The sequence below is a fragment of the Thiovibrio sp. Mzg5 genome (genome assembly GCF_055379285.1).
Window position 1 is genome coordinate 2,137,981 of record NZ_AP022872.1, and the last position, 26,674, is coordinate 2,164,654.

23 protein-coding genes and 4 tRNA genes are annotated in these 26,674 nt (G+C 58.4%); 11 read left to right on the forward strand and 16 right to left on the reverse strand.

Annotated elements, in window-relative coordinates; all coding sequences use genetic code 11:
- Positions 1-6 precede the first annotated feature (6 nt).
- From ACZ46D_RS09830 to ACZ46D_RS09855, 6 genes are all read left to right on the forward strand, one after another.
- Positions 7-798, forward strand: a complete 792-nt coding sequence (locus ACZ46D_RS09830; RefSeq protein ID WP_464927263.1) for an XdhC family protein — start codon at positions 7-9, stop codon at positions 796-798.
- Positions 782-1,300 carry a nucleotidyltransferase family protein gene (locus ACZ46D_RS09835; protein WP_464927264.1) on the forward strand — a complete coding sequence of 173 codons (519 nt, stop codon included), beginning with the start codon at positions 782-784 and terminating at the stop codon, positions 1,298-1,300. Before ACZ46D_RS09830 ends, ACZ46D_RS09835 begins: the two co-directional genes overlap by 17 nt.
- Before the next feature lie 137 nt (positions 1,301-1,437).
- Positions 1,438-2,559 carry a cyclopropane fatty acyl phospholipid synthase gene (gene cfa / locus ACZ46D_RS09840; protein ID WP_464927265.1) on the forward strand — a complete coding sequence of 374 codons (1,122 nt, stop codon included), beginning with the start codon at positions 1,438-1,440 and terminating at the stop codon, positions 2,557-2,559.
- Positions 2,560-2,760: 201 nt separating this feature from the next.
- Positions 2,761-5,334: a bifunctional lysylphosphatidylglycerol flippase/synthetase MprF gene (gene mprF, locus ACZ46D_RS09845; protein WP_464927266.1), complete on the forward strand. Its 2,574-nt coding sequence runs from the start codon at positions 2,761-2,763 to the stop codon at positions 5,332-5,334.
- A gap of 27 nt (positions 5,335-5,361) precedes the next feature.
- On the forward strand, positions 5,362-6,828 hold the full coding sequence (locus ACZ46D_RS09850) for a virulence factor family protein (protein WP_464927267.1): 1,467 nt from the start codon (positions 5,362-5,364) through the stop codon (positions 6,826-6,828).
- A gap of 66 nt (positions 6,829-6,894) precedes the next feature.
- Positions 6,895-7,092: a hypothetical protein gene (locus ACZ46D_RS09855; protein ID WP_464927268.1), complete on the forward strand. Its 198-nt coding sequence runs from the start codon at positions 6,895-6,897 to the stop codon at positions 7,090-7,092.
- A 199-nt stretch (positions 7,093-7,291) separates the two neighbouring features.
- Here the strand turns inward: ACZ46D_RS09855 and ACZ46D_RS09860 are convergent, their stop codons facing one another.
- The 13 genes from ACZ46D_RS09860 to rdgC form a co-directional block, all read right to left on the reverse strand.
- Positions 7,292-7,498 (reverse strand): hypothetical protein, encoded by a 207-nt coding sequence (locus tag ACZ46D_RS09860; protein WP_464927269.1) that lies wholly within the window; start codon positions 7,496-7,498, stop codon positions 7,292-7,294.
- Between the two features lie 33 nt (positions 7,499-7,531).
- Positions 7,532-8,674 carry a radical SAM protein gene (locus tag ACZ46D_RS09865; protein ID WP_464927270.1) on the reverse strand — a complete coding sequence of 381 codons (1,143 nt, stop codon included), beginning with the start codon at positions 8,672-8,674 and terminating at the stop codon, positions 7,532-7,534.
- A 60-nt stretch (positions 8,675-8,734) separates the two neighbouring features.
- Positions 8,735-9,100 carry a hypothetical protein gene (locus ACZ46D_RS09870; protein ID WP_464927271.1) on the reverse strand — a complete coding sequence of 122 codons (366 nt, stop codon included), beginning with the start codon at positions 9,098-9,100 and terminating at the stop codon, positions 8,735-8,737.
- Positions 9,101-9,257: 157 nt separating this feature from the next.
- Positions 9,258-9,524 (reverse strand): hypothetical protein, encoded by a 267-nt coding sequence (locus ACZ46D_RS09875; protein ID WP_464927272.1) that lies wholly within the window; start codon positions 9,522-9,524, stop codon positions 9,258-9,260.
- A 310-nt stretch (positions 9,525-9,834) separates the two neighbouring features.
- Positions 9,835-9,929: transfer RNA gene (locus ACZ46D_RS09880), tRNA-Ser, on the reverse strand.
- A gap of 22 nt (positions 9,930-9,951) precedes the next feature.
- A tRNA-Ser gene (locus ACZ46D_RS09885) sits at positions 9,952-10,037 on the reverse strand.
- Positions 10,038-10,351: 314 nt separating this feature from the next.
- Positions 10,352-11,707 (reverse strand): DNA repair protein RadA, encoded by a 1,356-nt coding sequence (gene radA / locus ACZ46D_RS09890; RefSeq protein ID WP_464927273.1) that lies wholly within the window; start codon positions 11,705-11,707, stop codon positions 10,352-10,354.
- A 187-nt stretch (positions 11,708-11,894) separates the two neighbouring features.
- Positions 11,895-14,684, reverse strand: coding sequence for a cache domain-containing protein (locus tag ACZ46D_RS09895; protein WP_464927274.1), 2,790 nt, complete (start codon positions 14,682-14,684; stop codon positions 11,895-11,897).
- Between the two features lie 41 nt (positions 14,685-14,725).
- Positions 14,726-15,892 (reverse strand): radical SAM family heme chaperone HemW, encoded by a 1,167-nt coding sequence (hemW, locus tag ACZ46D_RS09900; protein ID WP_464927275.1) that lies wholly within the window; start codon positions 15,890-15,892, stop codon positions 14,726-14,728.
- A 14-nt stretch (positions 15,893-15,906) separates the two neighbouring features.
- Positions 15,907-16,641, reverse strand: coding sequence for a RadC family protein (gene radC, locus ACZ46D_RS09905; RefSeq protein ID WP_464927276.1), 735 nt, complete (start codon positions 16,639-16,641; stop codon positions 15,907-15,909).
- Positions 16,642-16,892: 251 nt separating this feature from the next.
- A complete protein-coding gene (gene gatB / locus ACZ46D_RS09910) occupies positions 16,893-18,326 on the reverse strand; it encodes an Asp-tRNA(Asn)/Glu-tRNA(Gln) amidotransferase subunit GatB (protein ID WP_464927277.1) in 1,434 nt (477 codons plus the stop codon).
- A gap of 46 nt (positions 18,327-18,372) precedes the next feature.
- The gene (locus tag ACZ46D_RS09915) at positions 18,373-18,921 is read right to left on the reverse strand and encodes a hypothetical protein (protein ID WP_464927278.1); all 549 of its coding nucleotides are present in this window, start codon (positions 18,919-18,921) and stop codon (positions 18,373-18,375) included.
- Positions 18,922-18,940: 19 nt separating this feature from the next.
- Complete coding sequence (rdgC, locus tag ACZ46D_RS09920) at positions 18,941-19,546, reverse strand: recombination-associated protein RdgC (protein ID WP_464927279.1); 606 nt, start codon at positions 19,544-19,546, stop codon at positions 18,941-18,943.
- Positions 19,547-19,972: 426 nt separating this feature from the next.
- Here rdgC and ACZ46D_RS09925 point away from each other — a divergent pair.
- The 3 genes from ACZ46D_RS09925 (at position 19,973) to ACZ46D_RS09935 (ending at position 20,733) form a co-directional block, all read left to right on the forward strand.
- Positions 19,973-20,048, forward strand: a tRNA-Lys gene (locus ACZ46D_RS09925).
- A 19-nt stretch (positions 20,049-20,067) separates the two neighbouring features.
- Positions 20,068-20,145 (forward strand) — tRNA-Glu (locus tag ACZ46D_RS09930).
- A 60-nt stretch (positions 20,146-20,205) separates the two neighbouring features.
- Positions 20,206-20,733 (forward strand): YkgJ family cysteine cluster protein, encoded by a 528-nt coding sequence (locus ACZ46D_RS09935; protein ID WP_464927280.1) that lies wholly within the window; start codon positions 20,206-20,208, stop codon positions 20,731-20,733.
- Between the two features lie 3 nt (positions 20,734-20,736).
- Here ACZ46D_RS09935 and ACZ46D_RS09940 read toward each other — a convergent pair whose 3' ends face one another.
- From ACZ46D_RS09940 to ACZ46D_RS09950, 3 genes are read right to left on the reverse strand one after another with little or no spacing between them, the layout of a single operon-like run.
- Positions 20,737-21,117 (reverse strand): response regulator, encoded by a 381-nt coding sequence (locus ACZ46D_RS09940; RefSeq protein ID WP_464927281.1) that lies wholly within the window; start codon positions 21,115-21,117, stop codon positions 20,737-20,739.
- 4 nt (positions 21,118-21,121) lie between these two features.
- Positions 21,122-22,696, reverse strand: a complete 1,575-nt coding sequence (locus ACZ46D_RS09945; protein WP_464927282.1) for a two-component system sensor histidine kinase NtrB — start codon at positions 22,694-22,696, stop codon at positions 21,122-21,124.
- Positions 22,696-23,172 (reverse strand): hypothetical protein, encoded by a 477-nt coding sequence (locus ACZ46D_RS09950; protein ID WP_464927283.1) that lies wholly within the window; start codon positions 23,170-23,172, stop codon positions 22,696-22,698. The genes ACZ46D_RS09945 and ACZ46D_RS09950 overlap by 1 nt, the downstream gene beginning before the upstream one ends.
- Before the next feature lie 197 nt (positions 23,173-23,369).
- Here ACZ46D_RS09950 and ACZ46D_RS09955 point away from each other — a divergent pair, with 197 nt between their 5' ends.
- Both ACZ46D_RS09955 and ACZ46D_RS09960 read left to right on the forward strand, forming a co-directional pair.
- The gene (locus ACZ46D_RS09955; RefSeq protein ID WP_464927284.1) at positions 23,370-24,818 is read left to right on the forward strand and encodes a sigma-54-dependent transcriptional regulator; all 1,449 of its coding nucleotides are present in this window, start codon (positions 23,370-23,372) and stop codon (positions 24,816-24,818) included.
- A gap of 475 nt (positions 24,819-25,293) precedes the next feature.
- Complete coding sequence (locus tag ACZ46D_RS09960) at positions 25,294-26,568, forward strand: sulfite exporter TauE/SafE family protein (RefSeq protein ID WP_464927285.1); 1,275 nt, start codon at positions 25,294-25,296, stop codon at positions 26,566-26,568.
- The last annotated feature ends 106 nt before the right edge of the window (positions 26,569-26,674 follow it).

Genomic DNA, 26,674 nt, shown 5'->3' on the forward strand with positions numbered 1-26,674 from the left:
GCGGGCATGGATGAATTGGCGCTGTACGAAGAGATCATTCGCCTGAAAAAGGCGCGGCAGCCGGCGGTGCTGGCCACGGTGATCGAGACCCACGGTTCCTCGCCCCGCAAGGCCGGGGCCAAGATGCTGGTCTACGGTGACGGCAGCATCAGCGGCACCATCGGCGGGGGCAAGACCGAGGCCGACACCATTGCCGCCGCAGGCGAGGCCCTGCGGGCCAATGCCCCCCGCACCCTGGCTTTCAGCCTCACCGAGGCGCACGGCGGGGTCTGCGGCGGCGAGGTGACGATCTATCTCGAACCGCTGGTCGCGGCCCCGCACTGCATCATCATCGGCGACGGCCACGTGGGCCAGGCCATGGCCGAGGCTGCCGGGCGGGCCGGTTTTCTGGTGAGCCTTGCCGACGAAGCGGACAACCGGGCGGAACTCCTGGCCCGCGCCGACAGCCACACCTACTTCTTCATCTGCACCAGCGACCACCAGCAGGATTTCCTTGCCGTGCAAGAGGCACTGGCCACCCCGGCCCGCCATATCGCGGTGCTGGGCAGCAGACGCAAACGTAAGGCAATGGAGGAGTTTTTACAAGGACAGGGGATCACGCCGCAGGCAATTAACCGGGTCATCTCGCCAGCTGGGATCGACATCGGCGCGGAAACGCCGGAGGAGATTGCGGTCAGTGTGGTGGCCCAGATGATTCAGGTTCGCAGAGCCAATGCAGACACACATCGCAGCGCTGTTGCTTGCCGCCGGCCTCTCAAGGCGCATGGGCACCAGCAAACAATTGCTGCCGCTAGCTGACAAGCCGGTCATCCACCACTGCCTCCACACCCTGCTCGCCACGCCGGCGCGGCCTATCGTGGTCGTCCTCGGCCCTGGAGGCGAAGCGGTGCAAGAAGCCATCGTCCCTTTTTCCATTACCATTGCCTGGAACCGCGATCCGGAAGGTGATATGGCCGGCTCGGTCCGCGCCGGGCTGGCTCTGCTGCCGCCGAATTGCACCGGGGTGCTGATCCACCTGGTCGATCATCCGCTCGTGACGGCGGCCACCGCCCAGGCCCTCTGCGCCGCCCATCTGACCACGCCGCAATCCATTATCATCCCAACCTGCAACGGCCGACAAGGCCACCCCACCCTCTTTCCGCGGGCAATCCTCGCCGAATTGACCCCCACCGCCACCCTGCGCGATATTATCAAAAAAGACCAAACACGGGTGCTGCGGGTTCCGGTGCCGGATACTGGAATCTTCCTCGACATGGACACCCCGGCCGACTACGAGGCATTGCGCCACATGGTTTCCTGAGATGTTCTGAGCTGGTTGTAACCCCGCCCAATTTTTTTCCTGGCAACCTCCCGCCGGTATCTATAGACTGACAATAGCACGGGAAAACAACTTGTCGGTGTTTCAGGCAAGAACCACGCAGCCGCCCAGGTTTCGCCATGAAATTTGAAAAAGCGGTTAATAACCTCCTCTCTCCAGCCGGCATTTCCATCAACGGCGACCACCCCTGGGACATCCGGGTCAAAAATCAGGGCTTCTTTCCCAAGGTGTTGCTCCGCGGCTCGCTCGGTCTGGGAGAATCATACATGGCCGGTGACTGGGAGTGCGAGATGCTCGACGATCTGGTCTGCCGGATCTTCCGGGCCGATGTCCCCGACCAGCTCGCTTGGACCTGCGAAGCCAACGACTGGGTCAAGGCGCGCCTTTTCAACCTCCAGCGAAAAAGCAGGGCCTTCAATATTGGCCGGGTGCATTACGATATCGGCAACGACCTCTACGCCAGGATGCTGGACAAACGGATGATCTACAGCTGCGCCATTTGGGATGGCGCCACCGATCTGGACACCGCCCAGGAAAACAAGCTTGAGCTGATCTGTCGCAAGCTGGGGCTTAAACAAGGCATGACCCTTCTGGACATCGGCTGCGGCTGGGGCGGACTGGCCCGGTTCGCGGCAGAGCGCTACAGCGTCTCGGTCACCGGCATCACCGTCTCCCGGCAACAAGCCGAGCTGGCCCAACAACACTGCAAAAAACTACCGGTCACGATCCTGCTCCAGGATTACCGGGCCCTGAGCGGCAGTTTCGACCGGGTGGTCTCCATCGGCATGTTCGAGCACGTCGGCGCCAAAAACTACCGGACATACATGCACAAGGTCCACGAGCTGCTCAGCGCCGACGGCCTCTTCCTGCTGCACACCATCGGCAACAATCGCAGCATCCACTATGTCGATCCCTGGATCGACCGCTACATCTTCCCCGACTCGATGGTCCCTTCCATCTCCCAGATCAGCAAGGCAGCCGAGGATCTCTGGGTGATGGAAGACTGGCACAACATCGGCCCGGACTACGACAAGACCCTGCTGGCCTGGTGGGAAAACTGCGAAAAAAACTGGGCTCAACTGCCGCCCCGCTACGACGAAAAATTCAAGCGGATGTGGCGTTACTATCTGCTGGCCTGCGCCGGCTCCTTCCGAGCCCGGAATAACCAAGTCTGGCAGATCGTCTTCTCGCCCGGCGGCCTGCCCGGCGGCTACCGCCGCCCGGTTATCCAGGAGAAATAAGTTTTCAAGGCCACAACCTTCATGGCCGCGCCACAAAAACCAGGGGAGATGTCCTAATTTTCTCCCCGAAAGTCCGCCCGAAGCTTGGTCGCGACTCCGCGTATTTGCCGGTATCCTTCTACGGGGTGGCCTTCCGTGCCTGGCAGGAATCACCGCGCCTGCGACAGCCGCCCGTCCGGGAAAAAAAGCGAGGAAATAGCTATGATGGCCCTCCCTTATTTCCGCCGGCTTTTGCGGCAGGCGCTGCCTTTTTTCACGATCGCTCTTTTCGCCGGGGCGATCATCGTGCTCCATCACACCCTGCGGCAGTATCACCTGCCGGCAATCCTGCTCTCCCTGCGGGAGATTCCCTTCTCCCGCATAGTGGCGGCCCTGGCATGCAGTGCGGCAAGTTATTGCCTGCTCGGCGGCTATGATGCCCTGGCGCTTCGTTACATCGGCCGTGATTTTTCCTTGCGCCAGATCGCCTTCGTCTCCTTTATCAGCTACGCCTTTGCCAACAATACCGGCAGCTTATCCCTCATCACCAGCAGCGGTATCCGCTACCGGCTGTATGGCGGCTGGGGCCTGTCGGTGGTCGAGGTCAGCAAGGTCATTGCCTTCAGCACCCTGACCTTTCTCCTTGGATTTTCCAGTCTGGCAGGGCTGCTTTTCTCCCTTGTCCCGCTCGCCTTTCCCGGAGGAACGGCGGTTCATTTTCTGTCGGTTCGCATTCTGGGCGCGGTGTTGCTGCTGTCGGCCACGGGGTATGCCCTGCTGGGCGTGTTGCGGAAAACTCCGCTCGTCTTTCGGGTGTGGCAGCTGGAAATGCCTTCCCCGCCGCTGGTTGCCAGTCAGTTCGCCGTGGCCATTGCCGATTTGCTGGTAACCGCCGGAGCCTTGTTTGCCCTGCTGCCCGCCTCGTCCGGGCTCTCCTTTTGGCTGTTTGCCACCATGTTCCTGGCCGCCTTGCTGGTGGGGCTGATCAGCAATGTTCCCGGCGGGCTCGGGGTGTTCGAGTCGATGATGCTGTTCTTTCTTTCCCCCTATATTTCTGCGGCGGCCGCAGCCGGGGCCCTGCTGCTCTTCAGGGTGATTTATTATCTGCTGCCGCTTGCCGGAGCGGTAGCCCTTCTGGGCGGCTATGAAATCGTGCGGCACCGGAACCGGATCGCCCGCCTGACCGGCGGCATCGGCCGGTTGATCTCGCTGGGCATCCCCCACATCCTGGCGCTGGCGGTTTTTGCCGGAGGCGCGGTGTTGCTTTTTTCCGGCGCGACCCCGGCGCTCAGAGAACGCCTGCTCGGGCTTGCTCCGTTTGTACCCCTGCCGCTCCTTGAATTATCCCATTTTTTTGGCAGCGTCACCGGCATGGGGCTGCTGTTGCTGGCTGCCGGTCTGCGCAGGCGGCTGGACGCGGCGTTCTATCTGACGACGTTGCTGTTGGGGGCGGGGGTGGTCTTTTCGCTTCTCAAGGGCTTTGATTATGAGGAGGCTGGCTGGCTCCTCTTCCTGCTGGCGGGGTTGCTGGCCTGCCGGGATGAGTTTTACCGCAAGACCGCCCTCCTTGCCGAAGCGCTGTCGCCGAGGTGGCTCGGGGCGGTGGTCATTGTCGTCTTGAGCAGCATCTGGCTGGGGATTTTCGCCAACAAGCATGTGGAATATTCCCAGGAAATGTGGTGGCAGTTTGCCTTGCATGGCGACGCCCCCCGTTTCTTGCGGGCGACCGTGGGAGCGCTGGCGTTGGCGTTGCTCTTTGCCGCGGCACGGCTTGTCCAGCCGCCACGCCGTCTGCCGCCGTTGCCGGATTTGCCGCAACTGGCAGCGGCGGAGGCAATTGCCCGAATTTTCCCGGCAACCTATGCCTACCTGGCCCTGTTGGGCGACAAATACCTGCTCTTCAGCAACACCGGCAACGCCTATCTGATGTATGGCATCCAGGGGAGCACTTGGATTGCCATGGGCGATCCGGTCGGGCCGGAAGAAGAGACCCACGAGCTGTTGTGGGTTTTTCGCGAGCTGTGCGACACGCACGGCGGCCAGCCGGTTTTCTATGAGGTGGATGCCGGCCATCTCTCCTGGTATCTCGATCAGGGGCTTACGCCCATCAAGATCGGCGAAGAAGGCCGGGTAATGCTCGGAGATTTTTCTCTTGAGGGCGCGGAGCACAAGAATGTGCGGCACATGCATCATAAGATGAGCCGACAAGGGTGCACCTTTACCGTCCTTCCCTCGGCGGAGGTCACAGCGAACCTGCCGGTTTTGCGGCGGATTTCCGAGGCCTGGCTCAACGAAAAAAAAGTGCGGGAAAAAGGATTTTCGTTGGGTTTTTTCAAAGAGGACTATTTGCAAAGATTGCCGGTGGCCATCGTCAGGCAAGGGGAGCAGATCATTGCCTTCGCCAACCTGCTGCCCGGTGGCGACCGGCAGGAACTCTCCATCGACCTGATGCGGTATCTTCCCGGCAGCCCTCCCGGGGTCATGGATTATCTCTTTGTCGAAATCATGGGGTGGGGAAAGGCACAGGGCTATCAATGGTTCAATCTCGGCATGGCGCCGTTGGCCGGATTTGAGGAACGGGCCCTGGCCTCCACCTGGAACAGGATTGGCGCCTTTATCTACCGGCACGGCGAACATTTTTATAATTTTCAGGGTCTCCGGACCTATAAAGAGAAGTTTTCGCCGGTATGGGAGCCCAAGTATCTGGTGACCCGTGGCGGCTTGCAGCTGCCGCGGGCGCTGATGGATACCGCAACCCTCATTGCCGGCGGGGTCAAAGAAATTTTTCGGAAATAGGCTGGTTGCGGAAGAGGGGGAACGAGGATGATGCACACACAGGCAAAGGAAGAGCAGACGCCCCACCGGATATCCATGCCCTGCTTCTGCCCGAGCAATCGAGGGAAACATCTCCTCCTGGCATTCGCGCTTCTGCTCCTGTTCCACTGCCTGGCCGGAAATGCCGCAGCCGAGGAAACCCTAAAGTTCGGGCGGTTCGGGGAGGTGACTCTGTACCGCGATTCGCCAACCCCGGCCAATGTGGTGCTGTTTGTCTCCGGCGACGGCGGGTGGAATCTCGGGGTGATCGACATGGCCAAATCCCTGGCCGGGCTCAATGCCTTGGTGGTCGGCATCGATATCGTCCATTATCTCAAGGAGACTGGTCGCTCCCAGGAAAAATGCACCTACTGGGCCGCCGATTTTGAAGAACTCAGCCACTATGTGCAAAAAAAACTCAATCTGCCTCGCTACCTGCCGCCGACCCTGGTTGGCTATTCGTCCGGCGCGACCCTGGTATACGCCACCCTTGCCCAGGCGCCTGCCGGAACCTTTGCCGGCGCGATCAGCCTGGGATTTTGTCCGGATTTGACGCTCATGCGCCCACCCTGTGGCGGGGCCGGGCTCAAGTGGCAGCCGGGCCGCAAGAGCAACGAATACTTTTTCCAGCCGCGGGCAGATCTGCAACCGCCCTGGATCGCCCTGCAGGGCGAGATTGATCAGGTGTGCGATTCCGCTACGGCCCAGGGCTTCGTCAACAAGACCGGCAAGGCGAGGGCAATCATGCTGCCCAACGTCGGCCATGGTTTTTCGGTGCAGGGCAACTGGTTGCCCCAATTCAAAGACGCCTTCCGGCAGATTGCCTCAGTCTCCGAGCGCCCCGGGCCGCTGGCGCAATCGGTGGCCGATCTGCCGCTGGTCGAGGTTCCGGCCACCGCTCCGGGCAAGATCATGGCGGTCATGATCAGTGGCGATGGGGGCTGGGCAGGCATCGACCGTGAGCTCGCCGATTATCTGGCCGCGCGGGGCGCGAATGTGGTGGGCCTCAACGCCTTGCAGTATTTTTGGCACCACCGCACCCCCGAAGAGGCTGCCCGCGATCTGGAACGGATTCTGGCGCATTATACCGGCAAATGGCAGCCGGAACGGCTTGTGCTGATCGGTTATTCCTTCGGGGCCGAGGTGTTGCCCTTCATGGTGAGTCGGCTGCCCCCTGCCCTCGCCCAAAAGATCCATCTGCTGGCGCTGCTCACGCCGGGGACGGAGGCGGAATTTGAAATCCACGTGGGAGATTGGTTCGGCATGGAGGAGAAAAAAGGTGCCTGGCCGGTGGCCGCGGAGATAAAGAAACTCACCGGCCCCAAGATTCTCTGCCTCTATGGCAGCCAGGAGCAGGAAACGGTCTGCACCGCGCTTGATGGGCGCCATGCCCTTGGGGTGGAGTTACGCGGCGGGCACCATTTGGGTGGCGAATATGGGCCGATTGCCGACCGGATTCTTCAGGCTTTGCCGTAAGGCTCTCAATTCGCGTGAGGTTACCACGCACTCATATCCATAATTCAGAAACAGGAGGAAGATGTTATGGGACAGGAAATCAAAGCCGTCTGTATAAAATGCCAAAAATCCCCCGCAAGCCTGATGCAATGCAAGGAATGCCTTACCTATTTTTGCGGCGAATGCTTTCCGCCCTTCACCGTCGATACCGGAGTGATCCCGGACAGGATGGATATCTGCCCAAAATGCGACAGCAGAGAGGTCGAGCATCTTAAAAAACCGTAGAACCACCGTCGGCTTCCTGAAAAACCAAGGCATAAAGAAACCCGCAACCATTTCTGGCGCGGGTTTCTTTATTGTGGCTCAAAACGGATTGCTCTGCAAATGGAGAGCGAGGACCGCAACAAGGCCTTGGGCGCGCAAGGCTGGAGAGCTGCGGAACCCCCGGGAATGGAACAGCTGCGGGCTGGTGTATGGCGCGGACTTACTTTGTGCTGCCGTGGCAGGTGCCTGAACAGCTGCCGCCGCAAATGCAGGACACCGTACCCTCGCAGGTGCCGGAACAATCCGTGCAACTGCTGTTTGCCGTCGGCGTGCCATGGTCGCCAAAAACGACCGCTCCATACTTCGCCTCGTAGTCCGAGACTTCCTGCCGCAAGAATTTCAGATCTGACTCCACGGTATCAATCATAATAACTCCTCCTTTCAGGATATTATTGATCAGCTACAATGATAGTTGTTCCATGATTATTACGCAAGCCTTGGCTTTTCTCACCTCATCGAGCGACAGGGATTCGCTCTTTCGTTTCCGTTTGAGCAATTGCGCCTGATACCAACAATTTGCCAAAGCCTGCTCCTTGAAGAGCCGGCACATCACTTGATCCCTGAGTGCCACATCGCCGGTCAGCTTGTAGTTAAAGCCGTAACAGGTGGGGCAGATTTCCCCAAGAACACAGCCGGCACAACGCCGATCCGTTACCGTCGCGTTTTCCTGGAACGCAATCGCCCGCAAGTCGTCACTCTTGGCTGCCCCCAGGACGAGGGGCATGAACAGATGGCAGGGATATACCTTGCCGTCCACATCGTAGGTTGCCATGTGGGTGCCGGTGCCGCAGTATTTCTTCTGCATGGCTGTCCGGGATCTCAGGACCTGTTCGATCGGAAGGTCGAGCAGCGAAACGGGCGGCACCTGCGCATGCGCCAAGTAATACTCCGTCAGCTTGCGAAGTTGTCTCCCGTATTCCGCAACCGATTCATCATCCCACGGCATGCCATACCCCAAGCCTGCCCCAACCTTGAATCCTTTTTCCTGTAGGTACACGATTCCCTCTGCCAACGAGCTGATCGTTTCGCAGGAAACGGTCATTTTGACGGGCTGATCCGGCCAATTTTCTTGAAAAAAATCCAGATCGATTCGCTCCGAGCTGTGCCCGCGATTGGCGTTGTGCATGTCTGGCGTTCCATCGAGACTCAGACTCAGGTAATGCCGCTCTTTATGGCGGCGGAACCATTGCTTCATTCGCTGATCAAGCAACGTCCCGTTCGTTGTGGAAAAAAGGAGGTAGGGAACCGGGCGGGGGGCTGACCAGACCCATTCCGCGACCTCTTTGAGCAAGTCGAACTGAATCAATGGCTCACCCCCAAAAAAATCGATTACCAATTCCTGGAATTGATCAGAGCGAGCGACAAACTCAAATTCTGAGGCAACGACTTTCTTGGCAACCTCGATTGGCATCGACTTATTCGATTTATGGGCTTCGTAGCAATAGACGCAGTTAAGGTTGCACTGGTGCGTGACGACAAGGGTACACAGCCTCCGGCCCGAATTGGCACATATAAGATTTTCTTGTTCCGCTGTTGCAGACATCGGATCACTCTAGCTTGTAGCTCATGGCCGCCCTAGGCAAAATGAAAAATGGCCCTGTTATCAGGCGTTTTTCTTGACGTTAAATACATACTTGGTGATCAAGACAATAAATAAGCCGACGATGAAAAGCACTGCGCCCGGTGCCGCGTCGCTCAACTGACTCTCGGCGCCCAGGAGTTTCGCTGTCCAACTGGTGGACCCGGTTACTCCATTTAAAAACAAGACAATGCCGCCGAGCATGCATCCCGCGCCCACAATCAGGCCCGCTATGGAATAAAGCAATTGATGCTTCGAGAGTTCCTTGACTATCTCAGGATTTTTAGAGGCGAAATTTTCACCGAGCTCGACCTGCAATGGGACGAAGGTTTCTTCCATTTCATCCAGCTCGTTAAAATGGTCGTGTTTGCTCTCCTCGTTATCTGCCATGGGTCAGTCCTCTGCGAAGTTACCGATAAAGCTTGCCCTAAACCAGGTCAAAGAAAAGAAGGAGCCAGATTGAACTGCCCCCTTTTTCCTTTGATTGATATTCATCTTTAAAGGGGCAAGCTTTATATCACCGGACGATGGAACAGCTTTATCGTTATTACGGCTTGAAGCCCCCGCTTGTGGGAACTCCACCGTGGCCTTCTCCGGTTTTGTGAACTGTATAGTTTTCGTCCCTCTTTTTCTGTTCGTCACTTTTTTCTGTGTCTTTACTTGACTGTTCGGTTTTTTCTTTTTTCTCGGTTTTCGCTTTTTTCTCGATTGAATCTGCTTTATTGCCCAATTGCTCGTCAGTCACGGCAAGGGCTTGGTTGCCGAGAACCCAAAAGGAAATAAACGCCAGTAGAAAACAAGTTACTCTTTTCATGTTAAGCTCCTTTATGTTTAGTACAAAAAGGCATTCACTTTTACCGTATCCTTTTATTTCTGATCAACGTTCAGGTCGCCTCGAACGCCGAGTTAGCCCGTGCGGTTTATGTTACGGCATTTTGACTGCTTTCATCACCCGCTCAAAAAAACCGGGCTTCGCTCCCTTTTCCTGTCCACACCTTTACTATCCTGACACACGGACTCCTTTCCTGCCAATCGAAATATGATCCAGGCACAAAAAAACCCGCCACCATTTCTGGCGCGGGTTTTTTTGTTGTAACGCAAACGGATTGCTCCGCAAATGAATGTGGCGGAGAGCGAGGGATTCGAACCCTCGGTAGAACTTTTGATCCTACACTCGCTTAGCAGGCGAGCACCTTCGGCCTTACTCGGTCAGCTCTCCACGATTCTTATATGCTTGTTGTTGGCGGAGGAAGTAGGATTCGAACCCACGGTACTTTCGCACAACGGTTTTCAAGACCGCCGCCTTAAACCACTCGGCCATTCCTCCCTCAAGTCCGTCAGTTATGTACCATTTCAAAAATGGGCTGTCAATGCTTGATGCACGCTCGCAAAAAGGAAAAAGGCCCAGGTCCGTAACGCAAAATCAAAGGGTTACAACGCGATAACCGTTGTAATCGCGGCCGTTTGCGATTTCAACAATGCTTGAAGGACTCCCGGCAGGGAAGAAACATGGCCCACACTCTAAATTGTAAACGTTCAGCAGTGCCGCAGATACGCGAAAGAGGCCTGCGAAGTGTGCTATTGCACATGAGCAGGCCGATGACAAAGCAGATGTGGTGCTGCTGGACGTTTACGACGACTTTAGCGGACCGCCTCGATGGCCTCGGCCAATTTCTTGACCCCGATGATCTCCATGCCCTTGACCCCGCCCTTGGGCACATTGGCCAGGGGGACAATCGCCTTTTTAAAGCCGTGCTTGGCCGCCTCCCGCAAGCGTTCCTGGCCGCTGGGCACCGGGCGGATCTCGCCGGAGAGACCCACCTCGCCGAAGGCCACCAGCTCCACGGGCAGGGGCTTGTTTTTCAGGCTGGAAAAAACCGCCAGGAGCAGGGGGAGATCGGCACTGGTTTCGCTGACCCGCACCCCGCCCGCCACGTTGATGAACACATCCTGGCCGTAGGTGGCGATGGAGCCGTGGCGGTGCAGCACGGCCAGGAGCATGGCCAGCCGGTTCTGCTCCAGCCCCACCGTAACCCGCCTGGGATTCTCGCTGTGGCTATCGTCCACCAGGGCCTGCATCTCCACGAGCAGGGGGCGGCTGCCCTCCCAGATCGCCATGACCACGCTGCCGGGCATGGCTTCGGCGTTGCGGGACAAAAAGATAGCCGAGGGGTTGGAAATCTCGCGCAGACCCTTGTCGGTCATGGCGAAGACCCCCAGCTCGTTCACCGCGCCGTAACGGTTCTTCACCGCCCGCATCACCCGGAAACGACTGTCCCCGCCGCCTTCGATGTAGCAGACCACGTCGATGATGTGCTCCAGCACCCTGGGCCCGGCCAGATCACCGCTCTTGGTGACATGGCCCACCAGGAAGATGGCCACCCCTGTCTGCTTGGCGAATTGGGTGAGCAGGGCTGCGGACTCCCGCACCTGGCTGACGCTGCCCGGCGCGGACTGGCTATCCGCCACCTGCATGGTCTGGATGGAATCAATCACCATGACCTCGGGCCGCTCCTTGAGCGCGGTGGCGCAGATATCCTCCACTCGGGTTTCGGCCAGCAGGAGCAGGGCCTGGTCCGGCAGACCAAGCCGCCTGGCGCGCATGGCGATCTGCTGGAGCGACTCCTCGCCGGTCACATAGAGACATTTGCGGGTAAGGCTCAGGTTGCAGCAAACCTGGAGCAAGCCGGTGGACTTGCCCACTCCCGGATCGCCGCCGATCAGCACCACCGAGCCCGGCACCAGACCACCGCCCAAAACCCGGTCCAGCTCGCCCATGCCGGTGGAAAAGCGGACCAGCTCGTCCTTGCCCACCTGGGCCATGGTCTGCACCTGGGCCAGGGAGCCAGAATAGCCCTGAAAACGGCCCGCCGCCACGGAGGAGGGCTGCTGTTCGGCCAGGGTGTCCCAGGCGCCGCAGCCGTCGCACTGCCCCGCCCATTTGCTGAACACTCCGTTGCAGGCGCTGCAGACATACGCTATCTTCTCTTTCGCCATTCTCTCCCGCCGCAGTAACTGTTCCGCAGCACCCCATCTGCTTTGTCATCGACCGGCTCATGTGCAATAGCACACTTCGCAGGCCTCTTCCTCGCATCTGCAGCACTGCTGCACACTTACTTTTCGTGATTTTCGTCCAATTCCGACGGCAAGCGGAATAGTCACCCACCGCCTTATTTTGCCCCTTTTACCCTTTTCCTTCCAAGGCCTTCCGCACCTTTTCGGCCAGCATCCGCATGGTAAGGGGCTTCATGATGAAATGACGGATACCCATCCCCAGCGCCGAATCCTCGCCGATTGCCGCGCTGTACCCGGTACAGAGGATCACCGGCAGATCGGGCCGGATTTTTCGAACCTCCTGGACAAGTTGCACCCCGGACATCTTGGGCATGGTCTGGTCGGTGATCAACAGATCAAAATCCCCAGGCTGGCGGCGAAACTCTTCCAGAGCCTCAAGTGGGCCGAATCGTGCCGTTACCCGGTAGCCAAGCCCGGAAAGCATGGCCTTGCCCATTTCGGCAATGCTTGCCTCATCATCCACATAAAGAATCCTTTCCTGGCCGGAAGGAAGCGTCCATTCCTGTATGCTATCCGCTACAGCCGCGCCCTTGCCGATCCGCGGCAGATAGACGTGAAAAACCGTCCCAACGCCCACCTCGCTTTCCACCTGCACCATGCCGCCATAATTCTTGACAATGCCATGCACCACTGCCAGTCCCATGCCCGAGCCCTTACCCACCCCCTTGGTGGTGAAATACGGATCAAAAATCCGGGCGAGGACCTCCGGGGTCATCCCTGGCCCGGTGTCGCGGACGCTGAACAGCACATACTGCCCCGGCAGCAGGTCGCCTTCCCCGGCAAGCTCGCCTTCCTCCCGTTCCACATTCTTCAGAACCACGGTCAGGACTCCCCCCGCCTCCTCCATGGCATGGAAGGCGTTGGTGCAGAGGTTCACCACGATCTGATGGATATTCGTGGGATTGGCCAGGATGGTGCCACAGTCCGGATCAATCTCCTCGCGGATTTCAATGCTCGCCGGGATCGAGGCCCGCATAAACTTGAGCGCCTCCTTGACAATGGGCTTGGGCGAGATCAGACTCCGCTCCTCCCCGCCTTTCCGGCTGAAGGCGAGAATCTGCTTCACCAGATCCTTGGCCCGCAGCCCGGCCAGCAGAACCTGCTGAATATCGGCTCCGGCGCTGCCAGCCTCTTGCGGCAGACTCCTTTTCGCCATCTCGGCATACCCGATAATGGCGGCAAGAATGTTGTTGAAATCATGGGCAATCCCTCCGGCCAGGATACCGATGGCCTCCATCTTTTGGGCCTGCCGCAACTGCTCTTCCAACCGCTTCCGCCCGCCGATGTCATGGCAGATGGCAATGATCTCCATTTGCCCGTCGCTGTTGTACACCCGCGTACCATTAATTTCCACGGCGGTGGACTCTCCCCGGCCATCGACATAATCGACTTGCAGATGGCGAATAAAGCCCCGGTTGGCGCATTCCTCCAACGCTTCCCGATTCCTGGCCAGATCGTGGGCCGCCGTCCACTCGAACACCCGGCGGCCAAGAATCTCCGCCGGATTTTGGTACCCAACCAATCGCACATACTCCTGATTGGCGTCCAGCACCCTCCCCTCGCCATCGAGCTTCACAAAGCCGGTGCCGGTGGTTTCGATCAAAATCCGATATTTTTCCTCGCTTTTCCGCAACCCCTCTTCCATGAGCCGTTGCTTGGCCAGCATCTGGTTTGCCGCCTTGGCCAAGGAGCGAAACTCAGCAAAATGGAGGCCTGAGGTCTCCATTTCCACCTTTTCCCGGGCCGCCTTGTCAAAAAAGGTTTCAAAGGCGGCAAAGGCCTGTTGGATTCGCCCTGCCATTTTGCGGACAATCAGCAACCCGATCAGGAGGGAGGCAAAGACCAACAGCAAAGCCTGGCCGACAATAAGGACGATTTCATGCCGCAACTGTCGCCTGGCACCGACGCTGGCCGCCTCAAGATCATCGAGATAGATTCCCGACCCGACGTACCATTGCCAATCCTTGACCCCGCGCACGTAGCTGAGTTTCAAGGAGTTGCGTTCCTCGCCCAGTTTTGGCATCACATACCAAAGAAAACCGCCCTCTTTCCGGGCCAGGGCGATGGCTTCTTCGACGATCTTCACCCCGTTGACATCGGTTACCCCGAGCATATTGCTCCCCTTGCTCGGATAGGTCAGGGCAACCCCGTCCCACTGCCCGACAAAGACATACTCGCCGCCGCCGAAACGCATTTTTTCAATGCGCTCCAGCGCCTCTGCCTTGACCTCCGCCTCGGTGTCTTCCAGGTATTCACCCGCCCCGATGAAACAGTCAAGTTGCGGCAGGTATTTGATAAAGGAAATCTTCTCGAACTCCTGGTCGGGCGGAAAACCCGGCTTTGACCAGCGGTAGGGGACAAAGCCCTCTCCCTTGCTCCGGGCAAGGGAGATCATCTCCCGGATGACGAAGGTGCCCTCGGTATCCTGCAGGGCCAGGAGATTTTTCTGCTCCAGTTCCGGCTGGGCCGCATGGAGCAGCACCGTCCCGTCCATGGCAAAGATGAAAAAGTAGCCCCGACCGTTGTTAAACCGCTGCTTGCGCAGAGTTTCCCGCACCAGGGTGCGGAGTTCCTTGGCGCTATGTGAGCCCTTGCCGATCTCGTAGAGATGGCTCGCTACCCCATACGCATCCAGCACCCTGGATTCAAGACTCCCCTGCACCCGGGCCCGCACTTGGGCCTTCTTAAACTCGATGTAGGAGATCGCCTCGGCAACCTGCACTTCCAGCTGTTTCTTGCGCGCCTCAATCTGCTGCCCCCAAAGCGCATCGACCTTGCTCCGGTAGCGGCCATACTCCTGCATGATTTGGAAACCGCCCAAGACCAGAACCACTCCGGCAACCACCAGCGACATGGTGACCAGCAGTTTCCTGGCAATGGTGTTAGCGGGAAAAATCATTGACTGCCCCCCTGGTGAAACATCCTCTCCACATAACTCTATCAGACAAGCCGAGCCAACACCTGATTGGCCACGGGCAAACCTACCTTGGTAAGGCGCAGACTGCCTTGGCTGACCGCGACCAGCCCCTGCTGCTGTAAATCGTCCAGTATCTTCCCATAATAGCTTGGCGGCGTCAAACCAAACCGGCGCTGGAGCGGGGCAAAGGAAACCCCTTGGATCATCCTGAGCCCCATGACCACGCTTTCCCGGAATCGGGCCGCAAGCGGCAGGCATTCCCCCTCGGCAAGCGGCAGCTCTCCTTTCTGGACCAGCCCGGCAAACGCCTCGGGCTCCTCCGCCGTGCTGAACCTGAACCCGGAGAGAGAGGAAACCGCCCCGGCCCCCAGGCCGAGATAATCACCGTTTTGCCAGTAGTTAAGGTTGTGGCGACACTCCCGCCCCGATGCGGCGTAGTTGGAGATCTCGTAGCGCGCCAATCCAGCCTGGGCCAGAAAATCATGGGTGAGTTCCGCCATGGCCAGGGCCTCCTCCTCAGCGGGCAGAAGGAGTTCGCCCCTTTCCACCAGCCGACCAAAGGGAGTTCCCTCCTCAATGGTCAGCTCATAGCAGGCCAGATGCTCCGGCCCATGGGCAATGGCCTGGGCCAGGCTGTCCTGCCAGTCCGCCACGCTCTGGCCGGGCAGACCGTACATCAAATCCAGATTGATATTGGCAAACCCGGCCTGGCGACCGGCCTTGATGGCGGCGTTGGCCTCGGCCGTCGTGTGACTCCGGCCAAGCCCGGCCAGCAACCGGTCGGAAAAGGCCTGCACCCCGAGACTCAGGCGGTTGACCCCGGCCCGGCGCAGGGCGGTGAGCGCCTGGATGGTGACGGTGTTGGGGTTGGCCTCCACCGTGATCTCGGCATCTTCCGTGAAGTTGAAGGATTCCAGACACTGGCCGACCAGGGCGGCCAGCTCGCTGCCGCCATAAATGGTCGGGGTGCCGCCGCCGATGAAGAGGGTAGAAAAACTCCGCTCCCGGCACCACTGTTGGTCGGCCCAGTAACGGATCTGGCTGGCAAGGGCGACAAGGTATGCGGCGGGAGGGGCCTGGCAGGCATAGGAATTGAAGGAGCAATAGGCGCAGCGGCTTTTGCAGAAGGGGATGTGGAGATAGAGGCCGGGCGATTCTTCGCCGCTGGCCGGCGTGAAGGCAGTGGACATGGCCGCAGACCCCGTCATTCGCCGGCGATAAGCGGACGGCTCTGGCGGCGGATATCCTCCAGCAACCCATGGTCGGCGAAACTGAACGGCTGCTCGCTCTCCCCAACGATGAGATGATCGAGAAGCTGAATCCCGGCAAAGGCTAGGGCAATGAAGAGATGGCGGGTAAGCCGGGTATCCTCGGCCGAAGGGGTCAGGCTGCCGGAGGGGTGGTTGTGGGCGATGACCACCGAGGCGGCATGGTGCCCCAGGGCGAGCTTGATCAACTCCCGGGGGTGCACGGTGTTGCTGGCCAGGGTGCCCTCCGCCACCAGCTGGGTATCGATGATCCCTAAGGAGGCATCGAGGAAAACCGCCATCAGCACCTCGCGCTTGAGCCCGCGCATGGAATGGACCAGATACTCCCCCACCTCGCGGGAGGAGCGGAGGTACTCCTTGGCCACCAGCCGCTGCCTCAGGTAGCGCCGGGCCACAGCCTGGACAAAGTGCAGGGCAAAACCGTTCTTGGGCCCGATGCCGTCGATCAGCGCAAGCTCCGCCTGGCTGGCATCCAGGGCCTGAGCCAGGGTGCCAAACTGCTTGAGCAGCAAACGGGCACTCTCCTTGCAATCCTTGCGCGGGGTGCCCAGGGACAGGAGCAGCTCCAGCACCTCGGCGTCGGTAAAGCCGTCCAGGCCGTGGCCGAGAAACCTGTCCCGCAGCCGCTGCCTATGGCCGTCGCCTTTTTTCTGCCAGTCGGTTTTATCCATATTTGGCCACGAACTCCGGGAGGTTTTCACATATGCGGTGGCACGTTACGTAAAATCCCATTGGCACGCAGCCGAGCACCGGAGAGGCTGCCGAAAAGGGATTTGCACTGTTTGAGGCGCAGCCGAGTTTGCAAAGCCCCGGCAGCATCGAGGAGCACAGGGCATCCCGCCTGCGGCGGGACAAGTGACACGGGGGCCCTTTCTTTGGTTCGTTTCTTTGGGCAAGCAAAGAAATGAACAATACAGCAGACTTACTCCGCCAGGGCCTTAACAAACAGCTCGTTGGCCAGCCCCGGATTGGCCTTACCCCCGGTCTGCTTCATGAGCTGGCCCACGAAAAAGCCCATGACCTTGGTCTTGCCCTCTCGGAACTGCGCCGCCTGCTCGGGGTTGGCGGCAATAATCTCTTTGACGATGGCCATGATCTCGCCCTGGTCGCTCATCTGCACCAGACCCTTCTCCTTGACCACACTCTCCGGGTCCTTGCCGGAGAGCATCATCTCCTCGAACACGGTCTTGGCGATCTTGCCACTGATGGTGCCTGCATCGATCATGGCCAAAAGCGCAGCCAGATTCTCGGGAGAGACCGGGCACTGGCTGATATCCATGGCCTCCTCGCCCTTCATCAGCCGCATCAGCTCGGTCATCAGCCAGTTGCCAAGTTTTTTGGCATTGGGGTAACGGGCATAGGCCGCCTCGAAATAATCGGCCAGCTCCTTGGATGAAGTGAGCACCGCGGCATCGTCTGCCGGCAGCCCCAGCTGTTCCGTAAAGCGATTTTTCCGGTCATCGGGCAGCTCGGGCAGGGTGGCGCGGACCGCCTCTATCCACGCCGCATCGATCACCACCGGCACCAGATCCGGGTCCGGGAAGTAGCGGTAATCGTGGGCCTCCTCCTTGGAGCGCATGGAGTTGGTCACGTTGCGGTCCGCATCCCAGAGCAGGGTTTCCTGGATGATCTTGCCCCCGTCCAGCAGCAGGTCGCGCTGGCGGCGCACCTCGAACTCCAGCCCCTTCTGCACGTTTTTGAAGGAGTTCATATTCTTGAGCTCGGTGCGGGTGCCCAACTCCTTCTGGCCCACGGGCCTGAGCGAGATATTGGCGTCGCAGCGGAAACTGCCCTCCTGCATGTTGCCGTCGCAGATATCGAGGTAGCGCAGGATGGCGTGTAATTTCTTGAGATAGGCCGCGGCCTCCTCCGGTGAGCGGATATCCGGCTCACTGACGATCTCGATGAGCGGGACCCCGGTACGGTTGAGGTCCACATAGCTCACCGGCTCGCGTTCGTCGTGGATGAGCTTGCCTGCGTCCTCTTCCATATGGATGCGGGTGAGGCCGATTCGGCTGGTTTTCCCGTCCACCTCGACCTCCACCCAGCCATGCTCGGCAATGGGCAGGTCGAACTGGGAGATCTGGTAGCCCTTGGGCAGGTCGGGATAGAAATAATTCTTGCGGGCGAACTGGTTCAGCGGGCCGATGACGCAGTTGGTGGCAAGGGCCATCTTCATGGCGTACTCCACCACCGTTTTGTTCAGCACCGGCAGCACGCCGGGCATGCCGAGGCAGACCGGGCAGGTATTGGTGTTGGGCGGGTTGCCGAAGGCGGTGGTGCAGCCGCAGAAAATCTTGCTCTTGGTTTTGAGCTGGGCATGGACCTCAAGGCCGATGACGGTTTCAAATTCCATGGTCTTCTCTCCCTGATAGAAACCGGCGACAGGGCACAACCGCCGATCAGTGTGTTTCTTTTCCTTTCCGCACCCAGGCTTGAACCCGGGTCAGTTCCTGCTCCCAGCCGGAGCCGATCCGCAGCTCAAGAAACATTCGAAACAGCTGATCCACGGTGCGCACCACCATCTCGTGCAGGCTGAGATGCTCCAGCAGCCTGCCTTCCACCGCCTCGGGGTCGTTGCCCTCTTCGGCGGAGCCCATGGTTTTGGGCGGCTTTACGTTGCGGAACTCCATGAGGGTGGCCTTGAAGGAAAGATTCCATTCATACTCCCCCCGGGTCAGCAAGATCCGGGCCTGCTCCAGCTTCTTGCCCATGGCCAGTCCGGTGCGCGCCTCTTGCAACTCGGTCATCAGCCCCCGGCAGATCAGCTTCTCGCGGTTCTCGCCTTCGCCGTACTCCAGCATCATGTGCTTTTCAAAGACCAGCTGGATATCCTCCCCAGCCTCGGGCAGAAAGATGGTACCCCCCCGCTCCTCGCTCTTGAACCAGAGCCAGGTAAGAAACTCCTGGCCCACAAATCGTTTTTCATCAATTATATCAAGTAAATCCATGTGCGTAAGGCCTCTGGGGTCAAATGAAGATTGCGGGGGTGATGTCGGCCAGGGCCTCGCGGCCAGGGGCGTCGAGCAGGTGCTCGGCGGTGAGATACGGCACCTGCAGCATCAGGCTGAGATCAAAGGTTTGCTTGAAAAATTCCTCCAGCAGCTCCTGGGCCTTCTGGCTGGTGGAAAAAAAGAGAACCGTGGCCTCGGCCAGATTCCAGCAGAGATCATAAACCGCCGGGGTCGGCGCCGCCTTTTTCATCAACATCAGCTTGACGCTCTCCTTGATCTCCACCCGGTGGGCACGGGCCAGCTTGGGAATCTGCCGCTCCTTTTTGATCCGCTCCTCTTCCTTGAGACAGAACTTGTTGAGCACCTTGGACGACACCATCCGCTCGTCCATCCGCAGGGAAAGCACGACATGGTCTGCCGCCGCGTAGGAGGCATAGGCAAACTCACTGTCGAACATATTGAGCACGGAAACCCAGCCCACGGAGCGCTCTTCGTAGCTCTCGTCAATATCCCGAAAGGAATTTCTGGCGATCCGCTCGGCAGCGAACTCCCAGAAATTCGCGGGCAAATCCCCCTCCACCGCATAGCGGACATAACTTGCCGATCTGGCCAACAACCCCATGGCGCACCCAAAAGTAAATAGTCAGAAAAAAAAGCCCTGCTCCACGCAAAAGCCCTGTCTTGATCCGCAACAAACCAGAAGATATAGCAGACCCAGGCGACCGTCACAAGCTATTTAAGCGGCGGATTCTCCGTTGCAAAATCCCAATAATCACCCAAGCTCAGTCCGTTATCCGGCAGAGCGGTCGGGAAGAAGGCGAGGGCAAAAAAATGGTAACCATCCAGCCTGAGGTCGGAAAGTGGCGCGTAACTGTCCAGCAGCACCGGAGCTGCTAGGCAGAAGCCTGAGACGTGTGCTGGTGCACATAAGCAGGCTGATAACGACGCAGATGCGGTGCTGCTGGACAGTTACAAAAAAGGAAAAAGAAGACAGCAAATACTTGACACGGAAAACCGACTGTTGTAAAAGTGCCTTTTCCTACAGGTTGGGTCGTTAACTCAGTCGGTAGAGTATCTGCCTTTTAAGCAGAGAGTCGCGCGTTCAAGTCGCGCACGACCCACCATTTTTCTGTATGGATATTTGTCCCCATCGTCTAGCCCGGTCCAGGACACCGGCCTTTCACGCCGGCGACACGAGTTCAAATCTCGTTGGGGACGCCAGAAATTCTAAAGGGAATCAGCCGCACGCGGGTGATTCCCTTTTTTTATCATGACTGCGCCATGACCTTAATCCAAGACTACCACCAGCTTATTGCCGCCCTTGACACGGAAATCGCCCGCATCGGGGAGATGCATGGGGCGACCCTCTCCTGCGGTCCGGGCTGCGCCTCCTGTTGCTTGGCTTTCAGCGTGCTGCCCATTGAAGCGGCTTGCCTGCGGGAAGCTATTGTTGCCCTGCCGCTCGCCAGCCAAGAGCAACTTAACCGCAACCTTGCGGAGGGCGATGCTCGCTGTCCCCTGCTCATCGATGATCTGTGCAGCGTCTATGCAGCCCGCCCCGTCATCTGCAGGACCCAGGGATTGCCTCTGGCCTATGTGGATGAAGAGCGCGAAGCCATCGAGGTCTCGGCCTGTCCGCTGAATTTCCCGGACGAGTATGCCTTTGCCCCGGAAAGCCTTTTGTTTCTCGACGACTTCAACGGACGTCTCTCTGAACTCAATCATATCTGGTGCCGCACGCAGGGGCTGGACCCGAACCGACGCATCCCTCTCCGGGAGATTGCCTGCCTCACTCCGCCTGGGGTGTGAGACTTACTGCTCCAAAAGATCCGCCCCAACCAGCAGTGCCTCGGCAACCCGCTCTTCCAGCCGGGCTTTGTCGATGGGCTTGGCGCAATACGCCACAGCCCCAAGGGCAAACGCCTGCTTGGCCATGTCGACGTCGGGCAGCCCCGTCAACATGATGGCCGGCAACCGCGGCAGCGCCTTCTGCATTTCGCCCAGCACGGCAAGGCCGTCCATCTTGCGCAGGTTCATGTCGAGAATCGCCAGGTCCACCGGGTTTTTTTCCGTGAACCGGAGGGCCTCATCCTCGTCATGGAACACATGCACCACATGGCCCTTCCTCTGAAGAATCCTCTGGATCAAAACGCCAGCGTCCAGCACATCGTCCAAGACCAGAATCCGCGCCATCTCGTTATTGCTCCTTTTCCTGACCTTCGGCAATAATCGGCAAAAAGATATGAAAGGTCGTATGCATGTCCAAGGCGACGAGTTCCGGCTCCAGGGGCGGGGATTTAACCTCGATCCGGCCGTTATGATCCTGAATGATGCCGAAGGAAACGGACAACCCCAGCCCGGTGCCCTTGCCCACTCCTTTGGTGGTGTAAAACGGGTCAAAAATGCGACCCAACTGATCCGGGGGGATGCCGGAGCCGGAGTCGCCGATGACGATCTCGATCTGCCTGCTCTCCTCATGCCAGCGGCTCCACACCCCGATGATCCCTTCGCTGCCGATGGCATGGTGGGCATTGGTCAGCAGGTTGACAAAAACCTGACGCAGACGCTCGTTGTCAAAGCAGGTTCTGGGCAGATTCTCGGCCAGGCAGCGGTGGATGAAGATATGATCCATGTTCAGGGTGTGGTTGACAATGGCCAGCACCTCCTCGAGGCACTGATTGAGATCACCGGACAATTTGTTGTGCTCCAGGGTCTGGCGGGAGAAATTGAGCAGATCGGCAACGATCCGCCGGCAGATCTTCGCCTGTTTTTCAATGATCCCCAAGGTCTCGTGCACCTCGGTCTGCTCGGCAAAATCTTCCTCCAGCAGCTGGGCATAGCCAAGGATGATCCCGAGCGGGGTATTGATTTCGTGGGCCACCCCGGCGGCGAGCTGCCCCACCGAGGTCATCTTTTCCGAGTGCACCAGCTGCTCCATCATCTTTTTGAAGTGGGTGAGATCCTTGGCGATCCCCTGATACCCCTGAATCGCGCCGGCTCGATCCGTAATAGCCGAGGCGGTGATCATCAGATACAAAGGGCCATCCTCCCGACCGACAAATTCCGCCTCGAAATCCTTGACCTGACCATCCGAGCCAAGCAGGGCCCGATACTGCGCCCCGCGCTCCCGGTCGAGAAAGAACTCGGCCAGGGGTTGCCCGACAAGATCCTGCCGTTGCGCCACCCCCAAAAGGCGCAGCCCGCTCTCGTTGATGTCGCAGAACCTGCCCGCTGCGTCACAAAAATAGATCATGTCTTTCGAGCCTTCGAAGAAGCCGCGAAATTTCTCCTCGGACAACCGCAGATCAAGGGTGCGCTCCTCCACCTGCTGTTCCAGGGTCTGATTCAGGCGGGAGAGGTCGGCATGCGCTTCCCTGAGCCTTTCATTGGCAATCTCCAGAGAGAGCGCATCGCTCTTGGCCCTGTCGATGAGAATCGCCGTGTTATGATAGTGGAGGGTCAGGATGGCCACTCCGCAGAGGGCGATGGTATTCAGCCCGCCGCTGTAAGGATCAAGGGCATTCCACAGCTCCGGCAGGGCGACAAGCCGGAAGACATAGGGCAGAAGATGCCCCACCCCGCGGGAAAGGGAAAAAACCACCATGACCAGCGAAAACCAAAAGAAATAGGCCCAGAGAATGTTTTTTGGCTCCAGCCGGGTAAGACGCCTGGCAAAAAACAGGGCGCAGAAAGCGAGGATGACCATCACGGTGGCGCCGAGATAATCCACCAGATAAACGGGAAATAGGGGAAGGTTGAAGGCCGCTTCCATCAGAGGACCTGTCCGGTCCGGCTCTGGAGCCGCTTTTCGATAACCTCGGAGAAATCGCGCATGGCGCTGGCGAAAAACCAGAGGGCCGGAACACAGAGCAGGTGGTCAAAGCGCCCCAGGTAATAGAAGAGATTGAGCAGGGTCCGGGGGGCGACAAAATAATCCCCCACCAGACTGACGCCTGAGTCCCGGATATCGGCGTACATATCCCCGGCAACCCAGTGGATGAAGAGATGATCCAAATCCCAGAGGAGAAAAAAAAGCAGCGACAGCTTGAGGGATCTCCAGGACAATCCGGTATCCGGCGGCCTGGTGTGCAGGGCATAGAGCAAGAGCAACAGGGCCACAAACAAGAGAAGGTGGGCCATCAGGTGAACCACCGGGCCTTCCGCCTGCCCATGTGCCTGAACCGCCCAGGCAGGAGTACTCCAGCTGAGCAGGCAGATGCAGGCCAGCAGGAAAACGTGTTTTTTCATCCGGAATCCTCCCCCTGTCAGAGTGTGCAGATGCATGCTCACAATTAGCAGGTTGCCCGGACGGACGCAAGCGATATCCAGCGGAACCCACCCTGAAAATCAGCAAGAAGATGTTGATTTTTTTAGACAAATGATGCATTCAATGGAGAGCTGTTCATAATCTGTTCCCCATCATGACTCTTGCCGGAGATGGCTGCTTGAGTGCTGACCAACCCAATTTTTCCTGCCCGGAAGGGGAGTTTCCCGCCTCGATCCTCATCGTTGATGATGACCGCGACATGCTCTCCATGCTGGAACGGATCGTGCGCAAAAAATGCCGGTGCGAGGTGAAAACCGCACCCTCTGGAGAGGCTGCCTGGCAGCTTTTGGCAGACTGGCAGCCGGACCTCGTGCTGACCGACATCAAGATGCCAGGGCTGGACGGCCTTGCGCTCCTGCAAAAAATCAAGGACCGCTATCCAGCCGTTGCCGTGATCATGATGAGCGGTTACGGCACGGTGGAATCCGCCATTGCCGCCCTGAAAAGCGGGGCCTATGATTTTATCCAGAAACCCTTTGACAATGAACATCTGCTCCATACCCTGCAACGCTGCCTGGAACACCTCTGCTTGCTTGAAAAAAATCGGCGGCTCCAAAGCCGGCTCGCATCCCAGGATGCCTTTCCCGGGTTCACCGGCGCCTCGGCAAAAATCAAGGAGGTCTACGGGCTGATCGGCCGACTGGCCGATACCGATGTCACCGTGCTGATCCGGGGCGAATCGGGTACGGGCAAGGAGCTGGCCGCCCGAGCCCTGCATGGACTGAGCGCCAGAAATAAAAAACCCATGGTCACCGTGAACTGCCCCGCCCTGCCGGAACATATTCTGGAAAGCGAACTCTTCGGCTATGCCAAGGGCGCCTTTTCCGGGGCGACCCACGACAAAAAAGGGTTGTTTCTCGAAGCCAATGGCTCCACCCTTCTGCTGGACGAGATAGGCGACCTCCCCCCTACGCTCCAGACCAAGTTGCTCCGGGTTCTCCAGGAAAAAGAGATCATGCCCCTGGGCCAGACAAAAAGCTTGGCCGTTGATGTCCGGGTACTCGCCTCCACCAACCAGAATCTGGAGGAAAAAATCCGCCAGGGGCTTTTCCGGGAAGATCTTTTCTACCGCCTCAACGTGGTGACCATCACCATGCCGCCCCTGCGGAAACGACAAGAAGACATCCCTGCCCTGGCCCAGCATTTTCTCGCAACCTTTACCAAAGAATACGACCGCGAAGCCCTTGTCTTTGCCGCGGATGCGCTCCCCGCCCTGGTGAAACGGTACTGGAAAGGCAATGTCCGGGAACTGCAAAATGTTATCAAGCGGGCGGTGTTGCTTGCCGATGACCGCACCATCTCCGCCGCCCAGCTGATGGAACCGGAGCAGGAGACCTCCGCTCCCCGTCCAATCACCGAAAATCTCCACACCCTGCACTACAATCTCGCCAAACAACGGTTGGTGGAGGATTTCTCCGCCGCCTATCTGACCGATGCCCTGCAGCAAAACAACGGCAATGTCACGGCCGCAGCCCAGGCAAGCGGCATGAACCGCCAGGCTTTTCAAAAACTCATGCACCGCTTTGGTCTCGCGGCGGAAAAATTCCGCACCCCGCCGGAGAGGTAAGCGAGCAAAGCGCGACTCCGGGCAAGACCACCAGAAAAGGCAGAGACAAGCCCATTTTCGCCCAGTTGCCGAACCGTTAGCCCTGCCATTTTCTTACAGAAAATCACCCTGCCGCAAAAAATATGCGCCGCCTATTTTTTGCGGCACATTCCGCCCCATTTCCTGGCCTTTTCCCCTGCACCAGCCCATGACAAAAAACAACAATATCCGCACTGAATCAGACAGATAAACAAATCTTGTTCCTGCCGCGCCGGATTGGCATTGTTATTGCTCTCCCATTATTGGAGAGGAGACGTTTTAACCCCTCTCCAAAATCAACCAAAGCGCATCAGGCTCGAACGTCCTTGTTCAGCAACCGTCCGCGCTTGTCCGACAGTGAAAAACACAAAGGAAGGAGGTGCAACGGCACAACAGGGGGAACTTAGGGAACAGCCGTCTTTTACAACTTTTTCATTTCAGACAGGAGGTGGATGGTATGAAAGTCAAGTTCAGTATATTGCCGTTACTCGCCCTGGTGATGATGGCCTTGCCCATCACCCCGCAGGCACAGGCCAAAGAGGCTGCCCCTGCTCCAACCGTCACTCTCGACAAAACCTCGCTGGCCAACGGCGGCGAGATCATGGTCAGTGGCCAAGCCCCGGCCGGCGCCCAGGTCTATGTCGAATTCTATTCCGCCGACAAGTTGGTGCGGGCCAATCGCTTCGACGGCAAAAAAGATCCCAAAACCGGCAAGATCCCCTACAAGTTTTACCTGACCCACGAGATGCCGGCGTTTTATAAGATCCTCGTGCCCAAGGACATGCAGCCGGAGCTGGACAAGGCCAAGGCAGACGGCAAAAATTGGAAGTACTCCGAGGTGCTGAAGAAGGTCGGCGCGGACGCCGCTTACAGCGCCCCGGCCAAGATCAAGATTGACAGCTACCAGGCCACCATCATGGCCAGCATCATCGGCTCCCGCGGCGACCTGCTGGATCCCATGGACGAAAAGGCAACCAAGAGTGAGTCCATGAAGCTGGTAAAGGGCCGTTTCGGCAAGGTTGACAAACTGCTGAGCGCCAATGTCGAAACCCAGCCCGACGGCGCCTACACCGCCAAGATCAAGGTTCCTGCCGGCCAGGCCCCTGGTAAATACAGTGTCATTGTCACCGCCGTCACCGAACGCATCAAGGAAGGCGACAAGGAAACGGTCAAGAAGGTCAAGAGCGAGCCCGCCACCTTCGAGAACGCCGTGACCTTTCCCACCGTGTACCTTGATTCCGCCGGCACCAGCATCAACCTGATCTGGCCCTTTATCCTCTGCCTGGCCATCTCCATCTTCGGCGTGCTCATGGGCGCGGGCGGCGGCTTCATCTTGAACCCCATCCTGGTGACGCTCTTCCCCCTGCCCCACACCATCGTGGCAGGTACGGTCATGCCCACCGTGCTCTTCTCCCAGGGCTCCGGCATCTTCAACTACTCGAAGATCAAGTTCATCAACTGGAAGCTCGGCATCGGCGTCGGCTGCGCCATGCTGGTGGGCGGCTTTATCGGCCCCAAACTCACCGAGATGATCACCCTGGACCAGTTCAAGTTCGCCTTTGGCTGGATTTTGATCGTGCTGTCAGGCCTGATGTACTGGCAGACCACCCCCGGTTATCTTGAGAAAAACAAGAAGGAACAGGCCATCTTGAAAGAGTTCAAGAAGCGGGCCGAAGAATGCGCCAAAAAGGGCGAAGAAGGCACCAAGGCTTGTCCCACGGATCAAAAATGACGGCCTCGCTAAAAGGGAAAGCGGCCAACGGTCCGCGACGCAAAATCAACGAGTTACCAACGGATAACCGTTGTAAGCGCGTCTTTTTGCGATTTCAACAAAAATA

Excerpts from the sequence above, each read along its gene's own strand:
- ACZ46D_RS09860 (WP_464927269.1), bottom strand. The coding sequence starts at position 7,498 with ATGATTGATACCGTGGAGTCAGATCTGAAATTCTTGCGGCAGGAAGTC.
- ACZ46D_RS09875 (WP_464927272.1), bottom strand. The coding sequence starts at position 9,524 with ATGAAAAGAGTAACTTGTTTTCTACTGGCGTTTATTTCCTTTTGGGTT.
- ACZ46D_RS09915 (WP_464927278.1), bottom strand. The coding sequence starts at position 18,921 with ATGGATTTACTTGATATAATTGATGAAAAACGATTTGTGGGCCAGGAG.
- ACZ46D_RS09830 (WP_464927263.1), top strand. The coding sequence starts at position 7 with ATGGATGAATTGGCGCTGTACGAAGAGATCATTCGCCTGAAAAAGGCG.
- ACZ46D_RS09855 (WP_464927268.1), top strand. The coding sequence starts at position 6,895 with ATGGGACAGGAAATCAAAGCCGTCTGTATAAAATGCCAAAAATCCCCC.
- rdgC (WP_464927279.1), bottom strand. The coding sequence starts at position 19,546 with ATGGGGTTGTTGGCCAGATCGGCAAGTTATGTCCGCTATGCGGTGGAG.
- gatB (WP_464927277.1), bottom strand. The coding sequence starts at position 18,326 with ATGGAATTTGAAACCGTCATCGGCCTTGAGGTCCATGCCCAGCTCAAA.
- ACZ46D_RS09935 (WP_464927280.1), top strand. The coding sequence starts at position 20,206 with ATGACCTTAATCCAAGACTACCACCAGCTTATTGCCGCCCTTGACACG.
- ACZ46D_RS09870 (WP_464927271.1), bottom strand. The coding sequence starts at position 9,100 with ATGGCAGATAACGAGGAGAGCAAACACGACCATTTTAACGAGCTGGAT.
- ACZ46D_RS09850 (WP_464927267.1), top strand. The coding sequence starts at position 5,362 with ATGATGCACACACAGGCAAAGGAAGAGCAGACGCCCCACCGGATATCC.
- cfa (WP_464927265.1), top strand. The coding sequence starts at position 1,438 with ATGAAATTTGAAAAAGCGGTTAATAACCTCCTCTCTCCAGCCGGCATT.
- ACZ46D_RS09865 (WP_464927270.1), bottom strand. The coding sequence starts at position 8,674 with ATGTCTGCAACAGCGGAACAAGAAAATCTTATATGTGCCAATTCGGGC.
- ACZ46D_RS09940 (WP_464927281.1), bottom strand. The coding sequence starts at position 21,117 with ATGGCGCGGATTCTGGTCTTGGACGATGTGCTGGACGCTGGCGTTTTG.
- ACZ46D_RS09950 (WP_464927283.1), bottom strand. The coding sequence starts at position 23,172 with ATGAAAAAACACGTTTTCCTGCTGGCCTGCATCTGCCTGCTCAGCTGG.
- radA (WP_464927273.1), bottom strand. The coding sequence starts at position 11,707 with ATGGCGAAAGAGAAGATAGCGTATGTCTGCAGCGCCTGCAACGGAGTG.
- hemW (WP_464927275.1), bottom strand. The coding sequence starts at position 15,892 with ATGTCCACTGCCTTCACGCCGGCCAGCGGCGAAGAATCGCCCGGCCTC.
- ACZ46D_RS09895 (WP_464927274.1), bottom strand. The coding sequence starts at position 14,684 with ATGATTTTTCCCGCTAACACCATTGCCAGGAAACTGCTGGTCACCATG.
- ACZ46D_RS09945 (WP_464927282.1), bottom strand. The coding sequence starts at position 22,696 with ATGGAAGCGGCCTTCAACCTTCCCCTATTTCCCGTTTATCTGGTGGAT.
- mprF (WP_464927266.1), top strand. The coding sequence starts at position 2,761 with ATGATGGCCCTCCCTTATTTCCGCCGGCTTTTGCGGCAGGCGCTGCCT.
- radC (WP_464927276.1), bottom strand. The coding sequence starts at position 16,641 with ATGGATAAAACCGACTGGCAGAAAAAAGGCGACGGCCATAGGCAGCGG.
- ACZ46D_RS09960 (WP_464927285.1), top strand. The coding sequence starts at position 25,294 with ATGAAAGTCAAGTTCAGTATATTGCCGTTACTCGCCCTGGTGATGATG.